19 protein-coding genes and 1 pseudogene are annotated in these 17511 nt (G+C 37.3%); 3 read left to right on the top strand and 17 right to left on the bottom strand.

Annotation, left to right across the window (positions count from 1 at the left end; all coding sequences use genetic code 11):
- Positions 1-118: 118 nt before the first annotated feature.
- The 7 genes from ACFX4I_RS17760 to ACFX4I_RS17790 form a co-directional block, all read right to left on the bottom strand.
- Positions 119-718: a nucleotidyltransferase family protein gene (locus ACFX4I_RS17760; RefSeq protein WP_377422046.1), complete on the bottom strand. Its 600-nt coding sequence runs from the start codon at positions 716-718 to the stop codon at positions 119-121.
- Between the two features lie 408 nt (positions 719-1126).
- Positions 1127-2029 carry an aldo/keto reductase gene (locus ACFX4I_RS17765; protein ID WP_098937086.1) on the bottom strand — a complete coding sequence of 301 codons (903 nt, stop codon included), beginning with the start codon at positions 2027-2029 and terminating at the stop codon, positions 1127-1129.
- A 271-nt stretch (positions 2030-2300) separates the two neighbouring features.
- Positions 2301-2627: a PTS sugar transporter subunit IIA gene (locus tag ACFX4I_RS17770; RefSeq protein ID WP_377422048.1), complete on the bottom strand. Its 327-nt coding sequence runs from the start codon at positions 2625-2627 to the stop codon at positions 2301-2303.
- A 24-nt stretch (positions 2628-2651) separates the two neighbouring features.
- Positions 2652-2957: a PTS sugar transporter subunit IIB gene (locus tag ACFX4I_RS17775; protein WP_048685915.1), complete on the bottom strand. Its 306-nt coding sequence runs from the start codon at positions 2955-2957 to the stop codon at positions 2652-2654.
- A 30-nt stretch (positions 2958-2987) separates the two neighbouring features.
- On the bottom strand, positions 2988-4070 hold the full coding sequence (locus tag ACFX4I_RS17780; protein ID WP_377422050.1) for a DUF871 domain-containing protein: 1083 nt from the start codon (positions 4068-4070) through the stop codon (positions 2988-2990).
- Positions 4067-4363, bottom strand: a complete 297-nt coding sequence (locus ACFX4I_RS17785; RefSeq protein WP_377422051.1) for a hypothetical protein — start codon at positions 4361-4363, stop codon at positions 4067-4069. The genes ACFX4I_RS17780 and ACFX4I_RS17785 overlap by 4 nt, the downstream gene beginning before the upstream one ends.
- Complete coding sequence (locus ACFX4I_RS17790) at positions 4356-5684, bottom strand: PTS sugar transporter subunit IIC (protein ID WP_377422053.1); 1329 nt, start codon at positions 5682-5684, stop codon at positions 4356-4358. Before ACFX4I_RS17790 ends, ACFX4I_RS17785 begins: the two co-directional genes overlap by 8 nt.
- Positions 5685-6059: 375 nt before the next feature.
- Between ACFX4I_RS17790 and ACFX4I_RS17795 the strand changes: the two genes are divergently transcribed.
- Positions 6060-6332 carry a ribbon-helix-helix domain-containing protein gene (locus tag ACFX4I_RS17795; protein WP_377422055.1) on the top strand — a complete coding sequence of 91 codons (273 nt, stop codon included), beginning with the start codon at positions 6060-6062 and terminating at the stop codon, positions 6330-6332.
- A 151-nt stretch (positions 6333-6483) separates the two neighbouring features.
- Here ACFX4I_RS17795 and ACFX4I_RS17800 read toward each other — a convergent pair whose 3' ends face one another.
- From ACFX4I_RS17800 to ACFX4I_RS17835, 8 genes are all read right to left on the bottom strand, one after another.
- Entirely contained in the window at positions 6484-6903 is a 420-nt protein-coding gene (locus ACFX4I_RS17800; protein WP_377422056.1) for a VOC family protein, read from the bottom strand.
- A gap of 251 nt (positions 6904-7154) precedes the next feature.
- Positions 7155-8783 carry a ribosomal protection-like ABC-F family protein gene (gene abc-f / locus ACFX4I_RS17805; RefSeq protein ID WP_377422058.1) on the bottom strand — a complete coding sequence of 543 codons (1629 nt, stop codon included), beginning with the start codon at positions 8781-8783 and terminating at the stop codon, positions 7155-7157.
- 451 nt (positions 8784-9234) lie between these two features.
- Complete coding sequence (locus ACFX4I_RS17810; RefSeq protein WP_076368802.1) at positions 9235-10104, bottom strand: cation diffusion facilitator family transporter; 870 nt, start codon at positions 10102-10104, stop codon at positions 9235-9237.
- 207 nt (positions 10105-10311) lie between these two features.
- Positions 10312-11310: a sensor histidine kinase gene (locus tag ACFX4I_RS17815; RefSeq protein WP_377422060.1), complete on the bottom strand. Its 999-nt coding sequence runs from the start codon at positions 11308-11310 to the stop codon at positions 10312-10314.
- On the bottom strand, positions 11307-11978 hold the full coding sequence (locus tag ACFX4I_RS17820; protein WP_377422062.1) for a response regulator transcription factor: 672 nt from the start codon (positions 11976-11978) through the stop codon (positions 11307-11309). The genes ACFX4I_RS17815 and ACFX4I_RS17820 overlap by 4 nt, the downstream gene beginning before the upstream one ends.
- An 18-nt stretch (positions 11979-11996) precedes the next feature.
- Positions 11997-12962, bottom strand: coding sequence for an alpha/beta fold hydrolase (locus ACFX4I_RS17825; RefSeq protein WP_377422064.1), 966 nt, complete (start codon positions 12960-12962; stop codon positions 11997-11999).
- A gap of 210 nt (positions 12963-13172) precedes the next feature.
- Positions 13173-13724 carry a dihydrofolate reductase family protein gene (locus ACFX4I_RS17830; RefSeq protein ID WP_377422065.1) on the bottom strand — a complete coding sequence of 184 codons (552 nt, stop codon included), beginning with the start codon at positions 13722-13724 and terminating at the stop codon, positions 13173-13175.
- A gap of 60 nt (positions 13725-13784) precedes the next feature.
- Complete coding sequence (locus ACFX4I_RS17835; protein WP_377422067.1) at positions 13785-14624, bottom strand: nucleotidyltransferase domain-containing protein; 840 nt, start codon at positions 14622-14624, stop codon at positions 13785-13787.
- A gap of 222 nt (positions 14625-14846) precedes the next feature.
- Here ACFX4I_RS17835 and ACFX4I_RS17840 point away from each other — a divergent pair, with 222 nt between their 5' ends.
- Positions 14847-15173, top strand: a complete 327-nt coding sequence (locus ACFX4I_RS17840) for an antibiotic biosynthesis monooxygenase family protein (protein ID WP_141995021.1) — start codon at positions 14847-14849, stop codon at positions 15171-15173.
- Positions 15174-15756: 583 nt separating this feature from the next.
- On the opposite strand, the gene ACFX4I_RS17845 is transcribed toward ACFX4I_RS17840, so the two are convergent.
- The gene (locus ACFX4I_RS17845) at positions 15757-16326 is read right to left on the bottom strand and encodes a GNAT family N-acetyltransferase (RefSeq protein WP_377422069.1); all 570 of its coding nucleotides are present in this window, start codon (positions 16324-16326) and stop codon (positions 15757-15759) included.
- A 148-nt stretch (positions 16327-16474) separates the two neighbouring features.
- Positions 16475-16824 (bottom strand): annotated as a pseudogene (locus ACFX4I_RS17850) (class I SAM-dependent methyltransferase); the annotation flags it as partial.
- Positions 16825-17063: 239 nt separating this feature from the next.
- Here ACFX4I_RS17850 and ACFX4I_RS17855 point away from each other — a divergent pair.
- On the top strand, positions 17064-17411 hold the full coding sequence (locus ACFX4I_RS17855) for a hypothetical protein (RefSeq protein WP_377422071.1): 348 nt from the start codon (positions 17064-17066) through the stop codon (positions 17409-17411).
- Positions 17412-17511 lie beyond the last annotated feature (100 nt).

The following is a 17511-nucleotide window of genomic DNA, read 5'->3' on the forward strand; positions in this document are numbered from 1 at the left end:
ACTCATTTTTTTAATGGGACATATTCTGAATAGAAACCTCTTCCAATGATTTTATCAATGAGAATGATCTTTTATGATTCATTTCTATTCAAGATTTTCGTAGTTTTTATTTTTATTTTTAATTCGAGAAATTTAAAGCATTATCATAATCAATGGCTTTTTGGTAATCCTCCGGTGTATCAACATCCATTAATACTCCCGCGTCATCTACATTCATGTATTGCTTTTCGTAACCGCCCAGGACCACACGCAAATTACCTTCTGGATTGGTTTCGAGAATTTTCTGTTTCACTACGCTTGATAATTTAATGGGATGGCCGCCTTTATAGTCAAAGCTCGGAATAACAACTTTTCCTTTGTGTTTTGCTAGTAGCTGAACAGTCTCTTTTTTTACAAGCGGACAATCGCCGGGTGTTATAAAGAAGGTTGGGGCATTCACTTCGTTACAGCCCTTTTGAATGGAATGAAACATTCCCTGGTCAAAGTTTTCATTATAAACAAACTTGATCTGAAATGAATAGGCATTTTCACTGATGATTTTGGCAATTTCCTCTCGGATGATTTCTGCTTGAAATCCAGCTACGACGATGACCCTGCTGCATAATCCTTCAAATTTAGAGATCGTTTGCTCCAACACGCTCATTTGCCCCATCGGCAAAGTCATTTTAAATGCATTCGCTCGGCTGGAATATCCAGCAGCTAGGACGATTGCTTCCATATTTGTCACCTTCTACCTATCATTTTTCTTAAATCTCACAATAAAATCACAAGCGGAGGAAGGATTTGCTGTATGGACTATTAAGAGAACATAGTGTTTTTTCTTTATATGCGTAAAAGCCTCATTATATTACTTATTAACCAACTTGATACTATTTTTAAATTATCAAAAGATATAAAGAGACAATACATAGTCCTTATTTTAAGAGAATGAGTGTCAAGTTGACCAAGGTTTAATTGAAGAAGCTAAAATTATTGAATTATCAAATAACGGTGTTTTTTTAGAATATTAAAGAAGCCTTTACTCTAATGAGCAAAGACTTCAGTTTGTAGACAAACTGGAATGGGGACCTCTTTACGGAGGTCCCCATTAATGAAGGCAAGGTTTCTTGTTCAAAGGTACAATTCATTACGGGATATCATGTCCCATCGAGCTAGTAAATATGTTAAACCATTGCTCTTTTTCCATGCTTAAGTTTAGTGAATCAATGGCGCTGTCCAACCGTTCTTTCTTACCGGACCCAACGATTGGAATGATTTTTGCGGGATGCCTCAATAGCCAGGCATACATCACTTCATCTATTCCATTGGCACCGATTTCTTCTTTCACGGTTTCTAACGTTTTTCTTAAACGGACAGCCTTTTCGTTCGATTCCTCAAAGATGCTGCCTCCTGCAAGCGGTGACCATGCCATAGGCGCAACGCCCTTTTCCTGACATAAGTTCAAGGTTCCGTCTTCGAAGTTTTCAAGATTGTATGCCGAAAGCTCCAGCTGATTCGTCACAAGCGGATAGTCTAGATATGATTGGAGCATATCCCATTGCGGTTTTTTGAAGTTCGATACTCCAAAGTTCCGGACCTTTCCTGATTCCTTTAATTGATTAAACGCCTCAGCCGTTTCCGCCGGGTCCATCAGGGGATCCGGACGATGGATAAGTAATAAATCAATATAATCCGTTTTAAGATTCATAAGGGATTGTTCAACAGACTTTATGATATGGGTTTTACTAGTATCGTAATGGTGACTTTTATGGGAAGGACGGTTTTCTGATTGAAGAACGATGCCACATTTCGTAACGATCTCCATTTTATCGCGTAATGAAGGCTTTAATGAAAGTGCGTTCCCGAAAATCTCCTCACACGTATAGCTTCCATATATATCGGCGTGATCATATGTAGTGACGCCCCGATCCATTCCGTGTTCAATAAGAGATAGGATATCCTCGGCAGAAAATCTCCAATCTGCCAATCTCCACATACCGTGTACAATGCGTGAAAGACTAAGATCTTCAGTTAGATTGACTCTTTGCATGTTTTTCTCCCCTTTTATAAAATGATTGCGCTTGCTAATTAGTTGTTTGTTTTTCTATCATGACTACCCTTCGTTAATCAGTGACAGTATCTATTGCTACTGTCATGAACCTAGTATAATTTAAATTTTTGGAGAATCCTAATCTTGAGTGACCCTAATCTCCATATTCATTTAACTTAGGTTCATGAAGGAGGATATCTCCGCCTTCTCGTTGAAGTTCACACGTTATGAACATAAGAAAAAGGCTGCCGCAGCAACCTCCTGAATATTGTTAGTTCTTTTGTGTTTTCTTGTGTAATTCCACGATTTCTATCGCTAAATCTTTTGTTGTCATGGAAGTCATCAAGTGATCTTGAGCATGGATCAAGAGCATTGGAATATCGAATTTCTCACCATTCACTTCTTGTTGAATCAATGCGGTTTGGATTTTATGTGCAGCAACAAACTCATGTTCCGCTTCCTTTAATTTATCCTGGGCATCGCTTGATTTACCTTGTTTTTGCAAGGCAATGGCCTCCATTGCACAACTGCGGGCATTCCCGCTATGGAGAATTAATTGAAATGATAATTCTGATAGATCCTTTTTTGTTTTCGTCATTTTACCACTCCTTTTGATAGTATGTTATTTTGAAATTAATTGGAGGGCCGTACGCAATACTTCCTTGCCATTACAAGTTCCATAATGCATTGGATTTATCGTATCTACAGGTATTCCTTTTTCATCCCCTATTTTCTTTATATCATTAAGTTGATACCGAACTTGAGGGCCTAAAAGAATAACATCCACCTCATTTATATGGTTTCTTACTTCCATAGTGGCAACAGCCTGGATTTTTACGCTCAATCCTTCTTCCACCGCTGCTTTCTCCATCTTATTAACCAAAAGACTAGTGGACATACCTGCAGAACAGCATAATAAAATATTCATCATTATTCCTCCTTATAAATTAGGGTCAGGTTATTTAATCAATCTAAATGTGCCCCATGGTTTAATATAATCCAGTAAAAAAAGTTCCTCTTTTACAACATGGGCGACTGCATTTTTACGTTCATCCAATGGCATATCCCTTAAGATGACTTGAAGTTCGCCTTTGTATTTTCCAAAAGAATCATTGCCGATGAAAACGGCCCCTTTGCGCTGTGGGATACTTTCCCGGACTGCAAAATCTTCATTCGCATATTTTTTTCGGACCTCCACTGAACGGACCATATACTCGCTGATATCACCACGGCGAAGGTGTAATTCATCCAGCACAACTTTTTGCTCAATTGGTGACGCATCCGAATGGAGTTCCACTTTCAACTCAATCATGTCACGCTGTAAGGCCTCCAGCATTCTTAGTTCCTCTTCACTCGCGTAAGCATTCCCAATGATGACATCATCAATTAAACCCGTTGCCCATAGATGCTTGGCTTGTACATCAATTGAAAGTTCACGGTGCTGTTCTAATGTGCATAATCCATCATTTATACTCCAAGGACCTATATCACCGGTTTGTGAAGTAACGAATGCAGCTGTACGAATGCCATGTTCTTTAAACCGTTTACTGCAGGCGATGAAGAAGTCGTAAGGAAGACCTGTGAATTTTTGGGGATAGAAATTATGACAGCCAATGATTTGATTTTCATTCCCCTGATGCGTCAGAATGTTCGATAAATAATCAACATCATTACTCATATTCAATTCGATTTTCAATCCATAAGGATTATAGGTCATTTTAGCTTCTTTCAAGCCATCGAACCCGAGATCCAGACGAACGCCATCAGCTCCCATTTCTGCGAAAAAACTTAAATCATCATAGCTAATATCAAACTTATCGAAAACAGCTGGAGCAACATCAAGTATGACTTCCATATGTAGTTCTTTCGCATAAGAAATAATATTTTTATATTCTTCCATGACAATTTCATATGGTTTTGAAACCGATAATAAACACGTGAATATTCGTTCAAAACCATAACTATGGGCAAGTTTAATATATTGCTTGTCTTTATCCGGTGTAGAGTGTTCCGGATAAATTGAAATCCCTAATCTTCTCATAAGCTTTCATTCACTCCTTGTCTACTTTCTTTCCATTGAGCCCGCTTAGCTTGTAATCCCATTAAATAGTCACGGTAGCGGGAGGATACTATTACAGAACAAATAATCGTTGGTACAATGACAATCAAATAATAAGTCGATCCCATTGCTGTAAACAGAAAGATAGAAAAGCTAATGATTAAAATAGACAGGCCAACCGATTTCCATGGTGTTAAACTTTCACCTAGCCGAGTACGGGAAAAAATGATTTGTGACCCGACAAATGATAGAATTGCGAATATTATTTCAAGCATATTTAATGCCCGCTTTCTTTTCTTCCGGTCCAGCTTCTATTTTATTTTCATCACGTAGATGCTGCTTCTCGAACATCTTGAAAAATGGAAAATAGATCATTAATGAGATGACAAAATTCAATAAAACGAGAACCCCGGCCATGATTGTCCAATTTGTACTGATGACAGCGGCAATTGGACTAAAGACCGTAAACGGCAGTTTAGCCATTATCATCGGTATTAACCCTAATTGAAAGAATGTATAAGAAACGATGACATTTACCAAAGGTGCAACGATGAATGGAACCATTAAAATGGGGTTCATGACAATCGGCGCTCCAAAAATGATAGGTTCGTTAATATTAAAAATCCCTGGAACAAAGGACAGTTTACCAAGCTCTTTCAAATACTTCGATTTTGAAAATAGGAATAGTACAACAAGTGATAATGTCGATCCCGCCCCGCCAATCCAGACGAACCATTGAATGAATTGTTCGGTAAATAGATTGGGCAAATTCGCCGCATTACCCGTTCTTGCAAATGCATCCATATTCTCGAGAATCGCCGAATCCCACATCGGCCGTATGATTGGACCCAATATTGCCGGTCCATGAATACCAAGCGACCAAAAGAAAACGATGAGAAAGACTGTAAGCAAACCTCCTATTAAACTATTACCAACCAATAAATTTTTGAGAGGTGACACCAAAGTAGTGATGATCGAGTTAATGTCATAGCCCAAACCATAACGAATGCCCCAGAAAAGAAGGACCACGACCAATGTTGGAATCAGGGCTGCAAAAGAATTCGAAACCATTGGCGGAACGCTTTCCGGTAATTTGATTTTTATATCGCGTTTAATCAAAAAATGAAATATCTCAACGGAAATCAGGGATGTTACTATTGCACCGAATAAAGAGGCTGCGCTTAAAGAGCTGATAGGTAACCAGCGACCGGCTTCTATTACTCCTGGAACGGATTCCATGACTTGGGTAGGCACAACACATGTAATCAGAAAAGCTAAGACTGATAGAAGGCCTGCACTGAGCTGATCTAATTTATAATGTCCTGCAAGCGCTGACCCCACCCCAAAAGCTGCATATAAAGCCATTGCTCCCACTGTAAACCGAAACGGAACATCCAAAGCGGCACGATAAGGTGCAATCCATTCATCATATCCATTGATTGGAAAATTCAACAAAATAACAAAGAATGATCCAATGATCGTCAGTGGAAGTGTTGCCAGAACACCGTGCCTGATCGCTAGCAGATGTCTTTGAGAACCAATTTTATTTGCAACTGGAAGCACTTTCATTTCGAGTAACCCCATAAAATTATTCAATAACTTTTCCCCCTTTTATTAAAAGTCTGAAAAAACACACAATTACAATAAATAAACATTATAACGTTATATTGATTATGTCAATATTTTTATTGAAAATATAGTTTGTGTTGTAGACTTTGAAATCTAAGAACACATAGTGCAGTTATAAATCCGCTGTTGATAAAAAAGGCGCAAACCCTTCTCGTGACTCCCCAAGTGCACAAAAAAAAGAAAACTGGAAAATTGATCACTGCCAATTTCCTGCTTTCTTTTTTGAAATCACATTTCACTTCCAGAATTGAGTGCCAAGACGAACCAAAGCCTACATACATTTCCCTACACTATATTTGTTAACCCTCAATTAAAGGTATATGATAGATTAAAAGACTGAAGGTGGAACGGCCTATCAATTCTGAAAAGAGAAAACCAATAAACATTCCCCTCAATCCGTACTTGACTAATAGACTAGCTAATTTGGCTGAAGAAAGAGGTATCCCCATCGAAAGACTGATGGATAAAGCGGTAGACCTGCTGCTTGAATACATGGAAGATAATGATACCGTTAATCAGGTGAAATACAGTAATAACGAAGCGATTGAAAAGAATAATGAATTGATTGCAAAAAGCAGAGAGTTCATAAATAAAAAACAAGCACAGAACCCCTAGGTAAAGTACTTGTTTCATACTGTAGGCAAACTTGATGAAAATCGATTTTGCCTACAGTTTTTTATGGCTTTTATAATTTGAACGTTGATTTTCACTCCAGGCATTCGCTTTTCGCGGGTGGTCCTCCCTCGGCGCCCCTCTAAACATGATTCTATTCACCATCCCACTGCGGATTCCAAACAACTTCCCAAAGGTGTCCATCATGGTCTTGAAAGTGTGCAGAGTATCCTCCCCAGAAAGTGTCATGTGCCGGATCGGTTATGATCGCGCCAGCTATTTTTGCTTTTTCCAACACAATATTCACTTCCTCTTTACTGCCTACATTGTGACCAAGGGTAAATTCAGTAGGACTTGTCGGAGACAAAGGAACCTTGGCCTCATGAGCTATATCCCTGCGATTCCATATGGCAAGCTTAAGGCCTTCTTGCAGGTCGAAAAAGGCAACGGCTCCATGCTCAAATTCTTTGCCCACTATTCCTTCTGTTTGAAATCCCAGGCCATCCCGATAGAATTCAAGCGATTTTTCCAAATCATCCACACCTAATGTAATGACAGTAATACGTGGTTTCATGATTGCCCCCCTTCTTACTTTCTTACTTACTTTCTCCTTCTAAATTTCATTTATTTTATCTCATTGAATGCCAATCAAGATAAGTCCCTTCACATCCAGTTGGTTAATTTTAACATTACCATCTTTTTTTTTCATTATTTTTCACTATTCCAATTTATTGGTATTTAAAGTGTAAAATATCTCTCCACTTTAACCGCTCTTTATCCAAGAAAAGGCCCCTCTCGTTTGAGTGGGATCTTAATATGTTGCACTTAATTTTCAAGCTCCTTTTTCTTGTTCAAGAGTTTGAGGTATTCCCTATCCAATTCCTCTTTTTCCTCTTCCTTCATAACACTGGACAGTTTACCAAGTGTCTCGACTATTTGCACTTCAATCATAAGAAGCTCAGCCTGTTTATCTTGATGATCATCCTTGCTTGTAGCCGTTTTAGTTACTTCCTGATTGATGGCACTTACTCTCGGAGGTTCATCTTCAAATGAAAGTGAATGTGTTGCAAGAGATTGGATCAATGAACGATCATGAGTCACAAAAACGATCGTTCCTGGATATGCTTTTAACACTGCGGTTAAAGCCTCTTTAGTATGAATATCCAGGTAATTTGTAGGTTCATCCAAAACCAGTACATTATAATTTCCCAAAAAAACTTTTGCCAGGGAAGCCCTGACTCTTTCCCCACCGCTTAAAAGTGATACTTGTTTGTGAACGTCATTTCCTTTAAAAGATAATCGTGATAATAGCGTACGAATAAAGGCTTGATTGTAGGGACTGTCCTCCAATATATTTTCGAGAACCGTTTTACTTTCATTCAAATTTTCTTGTTGTTGGGCAAAAAACCCAATCTTTGCCGGCTTTGCGACATATAAATCTGTGTGCCGTTCTACTATCTTTTTCAGTAATGTCGATTTTCCTGAACCATTTTGACCATTGATGGCGAGTCTGCAAGCTAAGGGGACATCTCCAAAAATATGTTGCTTCAGCATCCTTGATCCAACTTTTAGGGAACAGCCATTAAATCGAATGACCCTTTTGCTATGCAAAGATGGAAATTCTGAAATATCAAAGATGATGGGGGGATCTTCCCTCGGTTTTTCTTTTTTTGCTAATTTTTCGATCCGAGTTTCGATCGCTTCGGCAGAACGGTTCAATTTCGCCTTCTGTTTCCCGGAGCTCCGTTTATGGAGCCTTGCTTCTGAATTGCCCATTCGTTTAGGGGCTTTCCTAATTGAATCAGATTTGGCTTGGAGGTTTTGTGCAGCCTGTTTCAACCGGTTCTTTTCGCGGGTATACTCTTCATATTGCTTATTTTCCTTTTCTGTTTTTGCTTGCTTTTGTTTGATATACGCTTCGTAATTCCCTTCATATACCGTAACCTTGCCTTGCTCAACTTCCCATATTGTTGTACACAGATGATTCAAGAATGCTTTATCATGTGAGGTAAGCAAAACAGCGCCATTAAAAGACTTTAAATCCTTTTCCAATTGTTCAATTCCGGATATATCCAAATGACTGGTAGGTTCATCCGCAATCAATACATCCGCATTGGAAGACAGAGCTGCGGCGATTTTTTTTCGAGTAATTTCGCCGCCGCTTATGTTTTCTTGATCCTCATTGGGCAATTTCCATATGCTCGTTAATATCCCGCTTATTTCTCGTTCAGTTTCTTCCAGCTGCGGGATATAGCTGACTGTTCCAAAGCTCTCGATATGACCGGAATCGGGTTCCCTCACGCCCGCTAGTATAGAAAGCAGGGTCGTTTTACCTTCTCCATTCCTGCCAACCAAACCAACACGGTCATGACTGTAAAGATGAAGTGTATCTACAGAAAGAACTTCACGGCTCCCGTAGCTTTTCTTTAAATCATTCGCTTTTAAAAATAACATAAAAAAATCCCCCTCCATTTTTCTAGAGAGAGATCGCCTGTTACTAAATTATATACATAAACAAAATATACCTCATCTGATTTGATAACAGATAAAGTAGTTGTATATGAATTAGTACCTATAAACGAACAGACGAATCCCATCTCTAAACATAATCATAAAAAATCTCACATGGGTATCTAAAAAGATTCTTGTTCAAATGACAAAGTGATTCACTTTACTCACCAATAAATCCGGTAAACAAAGTGACGCGTATTTTCATTGAACATATCTAACCGATTACACCCATTGATATAGATTTAGATTTACTGTTTATTTGATAAGATTACTGCTTCATTGTATGAGGTACCTTTTCCTTCCAATGTAATGAATTAATGATTGCATATTATTCATATGTTTGTAAAGCCATTTTATTCCCTTTTTTATTAATGCTCATAAAAAAGAGAGAGAATTAATTGGGCTCAACATGGACATGAACATCATACACTCCATGATCTTTCATCATCACTTTCTCTACATGCGTCGCTATATCATGTGCTTCTTTAATATCCAAGGTAGAATTGACAAGGATGACAACATCTATCACTTCATTATTCCCGTAATTTCTCCCTTTAATTTCTTTTATCCCCTTGACTCCATCCACATTTGTAATTACATCCTTATATAGATGAATTTTATTTTCATCAAATCCGTCAGAAAGTTCATGCGAGGCTTGAATGAAAATATCCCAGGCTGTTTTGCATATTAATAATCCAACAATGATGGCAGTAAGGGAATCAAGCCAAGGCATATTTAATTGGGAACCGAAAATCCCAATAGCTGTTCCGATACTTACCCAAGCATCGGAAATATTATCTTTTGAAGCTGCCATAACGGCTTTACTATTAATTTTTATAGCAAGCTTTTTATTATATCGGTATACAAAATACATGGCTATTGCTGATAAAACACCTACATACCCTGCAATAATGTCAGGTGATTCCTTTCCACCTTTAAGCATGGAAGCAACTGCATCTATTAAAACTTGTACACCAACAGCAAACATGATGAATGAAGCTACCATCGAAGCAATCGTTTCACTTTTCCAATGACCATAACCATGATCTTTATCGGGGGGTCTTTGAGCTAGCCTTAAACCGATCAGCACGGCAATGGACGCGATAATATCAGTCGTGTTGTTCAAACCATCCGCTTTCAAGGCCGCTGAATCGCTTATGTATCCTATAACCAGTTTCATGATTGATAGACAAATATAAGCAATTATACTAATGATTGCACCACGTTCGCCTAATTTGAGGTCATTATATTTTTGTTCTTCCATTCAACTTCCCCCCACAATTAAGTACCTGAATATCATATCAACTTAAAAATGGGTGGGTCTATAGCAACCTTTTTGTATCGCTTTATATAAGTAAGTGATAGATAACTATGTTGCATAAGGTAAACTATCTGAAAAGAAAGATATTGATGAGTCCCTGACAAATTCCTCGGATGTCATCCCCGGAAAATAACTTAATTCAAATGAGATTCATTTACTTTTTTCGACAGTAAAACAAAATAAAATTCCGCTTTCGTTTGATTGCAAATTATATTTTATATTAAGTGTCTTAGCTATATCCTCGATTATTTTTAAGCCAAGCCCCTTACTTTTACTATCGATATCAAATCCAATTCCATTATCCTTGATACTGACCCCATTATTTTCAATGGTTATCACAAGTTTATCAGCCCTCGAGTGATTCAACACATTTTGGAAAACGTTATCGAATAACCTTTGGAGCCACAAGTCATTACTTATCCATTCCAACTCTCCAATTAATGGATGATATATTAATTCAATACCATGCATGTTATACAAATAACCCCATTTTTTAACCATCATTTCTAATAAATCGAGTATATTCACTTCATCATTTAAGATATAGGAATTATCGAGCGTATCTGTGGATTGAATATTATATTCATTTGTTAATTCGGAAATATAATCAATTTGTTGATATAGTGATTGTAAAAGTGGAACTTGATCCGTATATTGACCTTCTAAATAAAACAATTGTAATCTTATTGCTGTTAAAGGTGTATTGATGTCATGCCTTAATTTATTTAACAGTTCCTTTTTCATTTCCTCCTGTTGTATTAGTTCCAATTCCCGATAGGTCGTTCTTTCAATTAATAAGTTCACCGATTTAGTTAATTTCCCGATTTCATCATTGCTTTTAATCTCTAATTTATTCGGAATCTCCTTATCACTAGCTAAATTCCTGATGGTTTCATTCAATATATTTATTTTATTTAATAGTGAGTTAATAGATTTGGAAAATAAGAAGGCTAAAAATAATAATGATAAAATAAATACCCCCAGCATAGTAGGATATGCAAAAGATTCATGAAATGGAATGTCATCATTTTTGGTTTTAAAGGCCCAATCATAAATTACTGACATAAGGATACTGATTAACAGTAATATAAATGGCACGCTAATAACGGCGATAAATAATAATAGCTGGTATTTTTTCTTTAATTTCATTTCTTTATATAGGTATTCAATCTATACCCTTCTCCATATATATTTTGGATGATCTCACCGTTGTTATCATTGATTTTTGTTCTAACTTTTTTTATATGTACATTAATGATATTTTGATTCCTATCCTCGAGCTTCCATAAATATTCAAAGAAATGTTCTTTCGTTAAGATTCGATCCCTATTTTCATATAAATAGAAAAATATTTTACGCTCTATCGCAGTAAAAATCACTTCATTATGCAAGTCATTATTGAAAACCTTTTTATGTTCGGCATCTATATATATATGCTTAATTTGCGTGAAAGTACCATATTGATTATCCAGCAATTTCTGCATTCTTAAGCATAGCTCCCTAGGATCAAAAGGCTTAGTCATATAATCCTCACCAATTGTCAAACCTTGGAGTTTGCTTTCCATATCATTTCGGGCGGATAGAAAAATAACTGGAATATTTAATCCTAGACTTTTTACTTTCTTTGTAATTTGATAGCCATCATCTCCTGGCAGCATAACATCCATAATGACTAAATCCATCTCATGGATTATATCTATAATACCTTTTCCTTCTTTCATCCAACGTACATTGTATTCTTCGCGTTGCAAAATTTTTTTCAATAAATCACCAATCATCAAATCATCTTCAACAATTAAAATATTATATCTTTTCATCACAAAGCCTTTCTTTTTTCATTTGATAAATTCCATGGAAAGATCATATATCTCATCTGGCGCATATAAATAAATGCTGTGCGTCCCTTTCAGTTTTATTACATCCGCTTTTAATAGTTTCTCTGCAAACTCTTCATAATCTTCATTTTTTTGTTTTGTATATTTTGAATCCTTATTTTCATCGGCAATCGCATCTAAAAATAAAATGGGTGTTTCTTTTGGAATCGGCAAGTTAACTGATTTTTTCCCATTACTGTAACTCTGCAAAAGCTCTTGCTCCATATCATCATTAAAAAATTGTTTATATGATAGTGCTTTATACATTTCCTTTTCATGGTCACTTAAGAATGATTGCCGAATCACTTCGGGATTATAAACAGCAGAAGGAACAAGACGGTGCAAACCCATTTTCGTTAAAATATTCACTCCTCTTACAGTCAATGTATCTACCATGCCCATTTTATGAGTGACATATTGGTGCGGTAAACCAATATCCAAAGCAATGATTCCCTTTACTTCTCTTGGGTATTTTTGTGCCCAGTAAATAGCTTCGATACCTGATACTGAGTGTGGAACCAAAAAATAAGGAGGTTTAATTCCACTTTCCATTAATGATTTCCTACTTTGCTCCAATATTTTATCAATATCCCTATCATCGTGAAAAACATCACTGTATCCATATCCAGCTCTTTCAATGACTGCAATCTTATTTTCTTTTGCAAACTTACTATATAATCCTTTCATTTCATAAACAGGAGCAGCAATCCCGGAACCGGACATAAAAACGTATGTATCCTCACCGCTGCCTTCCGTATATACATTAATTTCTTTGTTATTAAAATCAACGGATGTTCCTTCACTAATTAATGATGATTCCTTGCCTTTTTGATAATTATGGTAAATAAAAACAGCTATTGCTACAAATATGATAATCGCAATGAAGGTAAAAAATATATTCTTTGATACTTTCAACATACTCCTCATAAAGAAAACTCCTTTCAAGTTATACTGAAAGGATATATGTTAAAAATAAATTTCTAATTAATTTTCTTTGAATATTTTCACTTTTCACTTTTGAAAAGTTCAACTTTTAATGACCAGTGAATTTCATTAGAAAAAGGCCGCACCAAAGCAGCCCTAACTATTGAAGGAAGTTCTTTCCGAATGAAGCAATAGCAGCCTTCCACCATATTCCTAAGTATAAATAATATTATATGTAGGTTTAATCACTCCGTTTGAATATTGCTTCATTTCAACTAAATCTAATTTTAGACTTGGCTTAACGCTGCCGAAAAGAGGGATGCCTTCACCGATTATGACTGGATTCACTTTCAGCACCAATTGATCAATGAGTTTATGTTTTAATAACGTTCCAGCCAAATCTCCTCCCCCGCAAAGCCATAGCTTTCCGTCACCTTGCTTCTTGAGGTTTTCAATAAACGCAACGGCGTTTCCTTCGATAAGTTCTACCTCCTCATTCGATTCAAACTGAAGAGAGCTCGAAAATATATAATGTTTCAAGCCCTTATAACCCGGTTCACCCGGTTTAGCTCCGAATTGAAATCCAAATTCATATGTTTTACTTCCCATCAACACCCCTTCATATTGCTGGATATCGGATAAAAAGTCTGGGACATGATCTCCTTCAAATAAGAAAAAAGATTGATTGATATTCCCATCCAACATTGCTTGATCGGCAATGAAATTGTCCAGTGAAACCGCTACATGATATACCAATTCTGCCACCTAGTCATCCCTCCAAAAGTGATTACACCTTTAACACGAACAATGAGTGTCCCATAACCTTCAGATAACCATATCCATTATTCTTTTGATATGTTCATCATTTATTTCGACACCCACTTCAGTACATAGGTATTTATTTAGTCTAAGGAATTCTGGGATCATACGTCTCAACGTTTTAATAATTTCATTTGAATCGCGGCCACAATCCCAACTTTCCAACAGGGATAATTGCTTTCCAGCTAATATACTTCTATTGCCTTCTATTTTTGTCCATACTCCATAGGGTACATCCACATGTTCTTCCATTTCCATATACCACCCAGACACAATCAGCCACCGTATCTTATCAAGATTGGATAGTGCATATAACATTTCTCGCCTCATAACGGCTCTGTAGGTTTCATGGACAAAGGCAAGCAGCTTTCCTCTCCAATGTTCAACTTCATCCGGTGAAGGTTTATAAACTTGCTTAGCGGATTCATTAATAACATGACTCATAAAGTTAAAAGGATCATAAAGAACTTCAACCTCTTTTAACCAAATGGAGGGTACAATTTCCTTAGGTGCGTGATACCAGCTATCCACTTTCACAAATGTATCATAATGAGTGACGACATACGGTGAGGAAGGATTGTAGTCTTCGTGAAAGGAAACAACACCCCAATTATTGGCTCTATCCCTTTTTCCCTTTAAAAATTCCGCTTTCCGTTTTGGAATAACAATGGTGTGCAAATCTATATCAGAGTAGTTATCATGGTTTCCTTTTGCTAATGAACCAGCTATGTAAATAGCCAAAACATCAGGATCTGCTGATAAATCTTTTAATGCATTTTCCAAAAGAATATCGCGTTGTTTCGGTAAAAATGCATCTCTTTCTATATGTTTGCTAACGAATCCCACACACAATACCATCTCCTTTTTTTGTAAAACCGTCAAAGTAATATATATTCGTGAATCAAGAATAAAATCCCTTCCGAAGAATTGCCGTGTCAGTGATATATACCGCTTCTTACCTCCTTGTTTTCTTGGCGGATATCAAGGAACCGCTTTACCTGGCATCTATCCATGTTCTCACCTATGTGTTAATATTTTGAATATTAAATTAAAAGGAGGCGTCATTTCATGTTTCTTGCAAAAACTCCCGAACCACCCTATTACGCTTGTATTTTCACTTCCCAAAGAAGCGATAAGGATGCCGCAAGCTACAATTCAACCGCGGAATTCATGGATGAACTAGCCGCTCAACAAGATGGCTATTTAGGAGTCGAAAGCGTAAGAGATCAAAACGGGTTGGGAATTACCGTATCCTATTGGAAGTCCCTGGATGCCATAAAGCTTTGGAAAGAAAATGCTGCTCACAAAAAGGCACAAGAAAAAGGGATGAAAGATTGGTACTCGTCATACTCAACCCGAATTTGCAAAGTTGAAAGAGATTATACAAGCAAGTGAGCAAACTAAGATTTCATGAAATTCTCAGCTTAAAAAAAAGACCGCTTTTTAGCGGTCTCGGACTGAAGACAAACTCGAATAAAAGAGAGTTTGCCTTCAGTTTTTTCCTTAATAAACGTTTCAGTTGATTTCAGAAATCCGCTCCCTTTCCGCCGACTGTCTGCCAAGCCTCATCAAAGTAAGCGGCTGTGGGGTCTCGGCCAGCCAGTTACTCGGCAGGAGTGTCACAAATTACTTCAATCTAGTGAGGGTTTCATCCATAAAAAAGTACACCAAGTTTGTTTTAAAATTACGGTTAGGAGTAAGACCATTTAGAAGAATCTCCAAGTTCCAGTTGATTTCAGAATCCGATACCAGTTTATGAACAAAAGAGTTTCTATCTAAATTTCAAAACAAAGTTGATTGAAACGAAAGTAACCAGACTCCTGCAGGGAAAGCGCGTCCAGGGGAGACCCCACAGGCGCAAAGGCGCCGAGGAGTCTCCCGGACCGCCCGCGGAAAGCGAGTTCCCTACGTCCCATCCAACGCTCAAATTTTTATAAACCATCAAAAGTAAAAAACATAACCAAGTTTTCTTTTAAAATCATGATAATGAATTAAAGGAAATGTCATTTAGATCTTCTTTTATGAGTGAGTACATATATAAATCATCGAATTTGCCACAAGTATATTCATAATGCCTTAGCAATCCTTCTCTTCTAAATCCTTGTTTTTCCACGAGTTTTTGGGATGGGTGATTATCAGGTTCAATTAAAGCTTCAATCCTTTCCAGGTATAAGTGGCGATAACCATACATAACAACGGCTTCCAATGCTTCAATAGCTATGCCTTTTCCCCAATGATCTTTACTTAATTCATATCCAATTTCAGCTCGATGATGCTTGGTGACCATTTTCAGAAAACCGCAACTTCCTATAACCTTACCGGAATCTTTTAATGTAATTCCCCATCTGATTCCCGTACCTTCCTGGAATATAGATTCGTACCATTTAATTTCATCCCATACGTCATTTACTGTTTGGCACGGATCTAACCCCATTGGCTTCACTACATCTATATCAGATAAATATTTAAACATATCATCCGCGTCTTCTATTATTACTTCCCTTAAGATCAATCGTCGTGTTTCAATAAGCGGAAATACCTTCTCCATCCATTTTCCCTCCCCAAAGTCCCTTTTCCATTCGTTACTGATTTAATCATTACTTAATTAAAACCGATAATCAACTCTTTATTGTATAAAGAAATAATGATAATAGCTAAAAGGCGTTCCTACTTTCGTAGAAACGCCTTTTTTCCCGTTACTTGATTCCTTCATTTATAGAATTCGTTTCCTTTACTGCTGAAATCATTAAAAACACGGGCCTTCGATTTTCATCTTTCATTTCAGGAACACTTTTAACAATTCATCAGAAGGCATTGGTTCCTTTACGGCTTTTACACTGAAACCTGCACTAATCAAGTCATTTATATATGTTGAAATCGTACGATGATACTTTACTACGTTTTCGGTTAATTAGGTTGTTTGTCTCAAACCTTCGAATTGATAGTTGTCAGCTGGCCAATGCAGATGATTTCCGTGATCATCTACATACCAATCTTGTTCGTTGCGAGAAGTAAAGATTGGATGTTCAACCGAGAAAACAAAAGTTTTATTAAGTCAAAAAGTGATAATTTTTTCTTATTATTATCACAAAACAACTTAAGCACCAATAATGTTAAAAAATTCAATACGAGGCTTTTTTTTAAAAAAACCTTAATATTTTTGTCTTTTATTTTGACAACAATAAATAGGCAGCCCTGTTTTGTTGTCCATCATTGTCCATATAGGACCATTCCCACCCTTTGTACATAGTCTGAAAGGGTAAACAAAAAAGGAGGATTTCTTGAATGTATAATTATAATTACGCTTATTACCCTAATAATTTGCATTATTATATAGATGGAGAACGAATACCTGGCCCGGGCGGCGGTCAATGGGACGGACACGGCAGCGGTCATGGCGGCGGTCAATGGGACGGACACGGCGGCGGTCATGGCGGTGGTCAATGGGACGGACACGGCGGTGGTCATGGCGGTGGTCAATGGGACGGACACGGCGGTGGTCATGGCGGCGGTCAATGGGACGGACACGGCGGTGGTCATGGCGGCGGTCATTGGGAACACGGACAATGGATTCCACGCTGTAGGAGAGTATGGGTTCCCAGATTTGGTTGGACTTGGATTTGTAGGTGGTAAAAAAAAAGACAGCTTATGGCTGTCTCAGACTGTAGACAAACTCGATGAAAATCGAGTTTGTCTATTTTTATGGCTTGTACAATTTGGACGTTGATTTCCA

The sequence above is a fragment of the Peribacillus sp. YIM B13472 genome (genome assembly GCF_042788005.1).
GTDB lineage: Bacteria > Bacillota > Bacilli > Bacillales > DSM-1321 > Peribacillus > Peribacillus simplex_E.

Coding starts and splice junctions, on each gene's coding strand:
- ACFX4I_RS17770 (WP_377422048.1), bottom strand. CDS start 2,627: ATGACGAAAACAAAAAAGGATCTATCAGAATTATCATTTCAATTAATT.
- ACFX4I_RS17845 (WP_377422069.1), bottom strand. CDS start 16,326: ATGGAGAAGGTATTTCCGCTTATTGAAACACGACGATTGATCTTAAGG.
- ACFX4I_RS17825 (WP_377422064.1), bottom strand. CDS start 12,962: ATGAGGAGTATGTTGAAAGTATCAAAGAATATATTTTTTACCTTCATT.
- ACFX4I_RS17775 (WP_048685915.1), bottom strand. CDS start 2,957: ATGAATATTTTATTATGCTGTTCTGCAGGTATGTCCACTAGTCTTTTG.
- abc-f (WP_377422058.1), bottom strand. CDS start 8,783: ATGTTATTTTTAAAAGCGAATGATTTAAAGAAAAGCTACGGGAGCCGT.
- ACFX4I_RS17800 (WP_377422056.1), bottom strand. CDS start 6,903: ATGAAACCACGTATTACTGTCATTACATTAGGTGTGGATGATTTGGAA.
- ACFX4I_RS17820 (WP_377422062.1), bottom strand. CDS start 11,978: ATGAAAAGATATAATATTTTAATTGTTGAAGATGATTTGATGATTGGT.
- ACFX4I_RS17760 (WP_377422046.1), bottom strand. CDS start 718: ATGGAAGCAATCGTCCTAGCTGCTGGATATTCCAGCCGAGCGAATGCA.
- ACFX4I_RS17785 (WP_377422051.1), bottom strand. CDS start 4,363: ATGCTTGAAATAATATTCGCAATTCTATCATTTGTCGGGTCACAAATC.
- ACFX4I_RS17780 (WP_377422050.1), bottom strand. CDS start 4,070: ATGAGAAGATTAGGGATTTCAATTTATCCGGAACACTCTACACCGGAT.
- ACFX4I_RS17765 (WP_098937086.1), bottom strand. CDS start 2,029: ATGCAAAGAGTCAATCTAACTGAAGATCTTAGTCTTTCACGCATTGTA.
- ACFX4I_RS17840 (WP_141995021.1), top strand. CDS start 14,847: ATGTTTCTTGCAAAAACTCCCGAACCACCCTATTACGCTTGTATTTTC.
- ACFX4I_RS17810 (WP_076368802.1), bottom strand. CDS start 10,104: ATGGAAGAACAAAAATATAATGACCTCAAATTAGGCGAACGTGGTGCA.
- ACFX4I_RS17815 (WP_377422060.1), bottom strand. CDS start 11,310: ATGAAATTAAAGAAAAAATACCAGCTATTATTATTTATCGCCGTTATT.
- ACFX4I_RS17855 (WP_377422071.1), top strand. CDS start 17,064: ATGTATAATTATAATTACGCTTATTACCCTAATAATTTGCATTATTAT.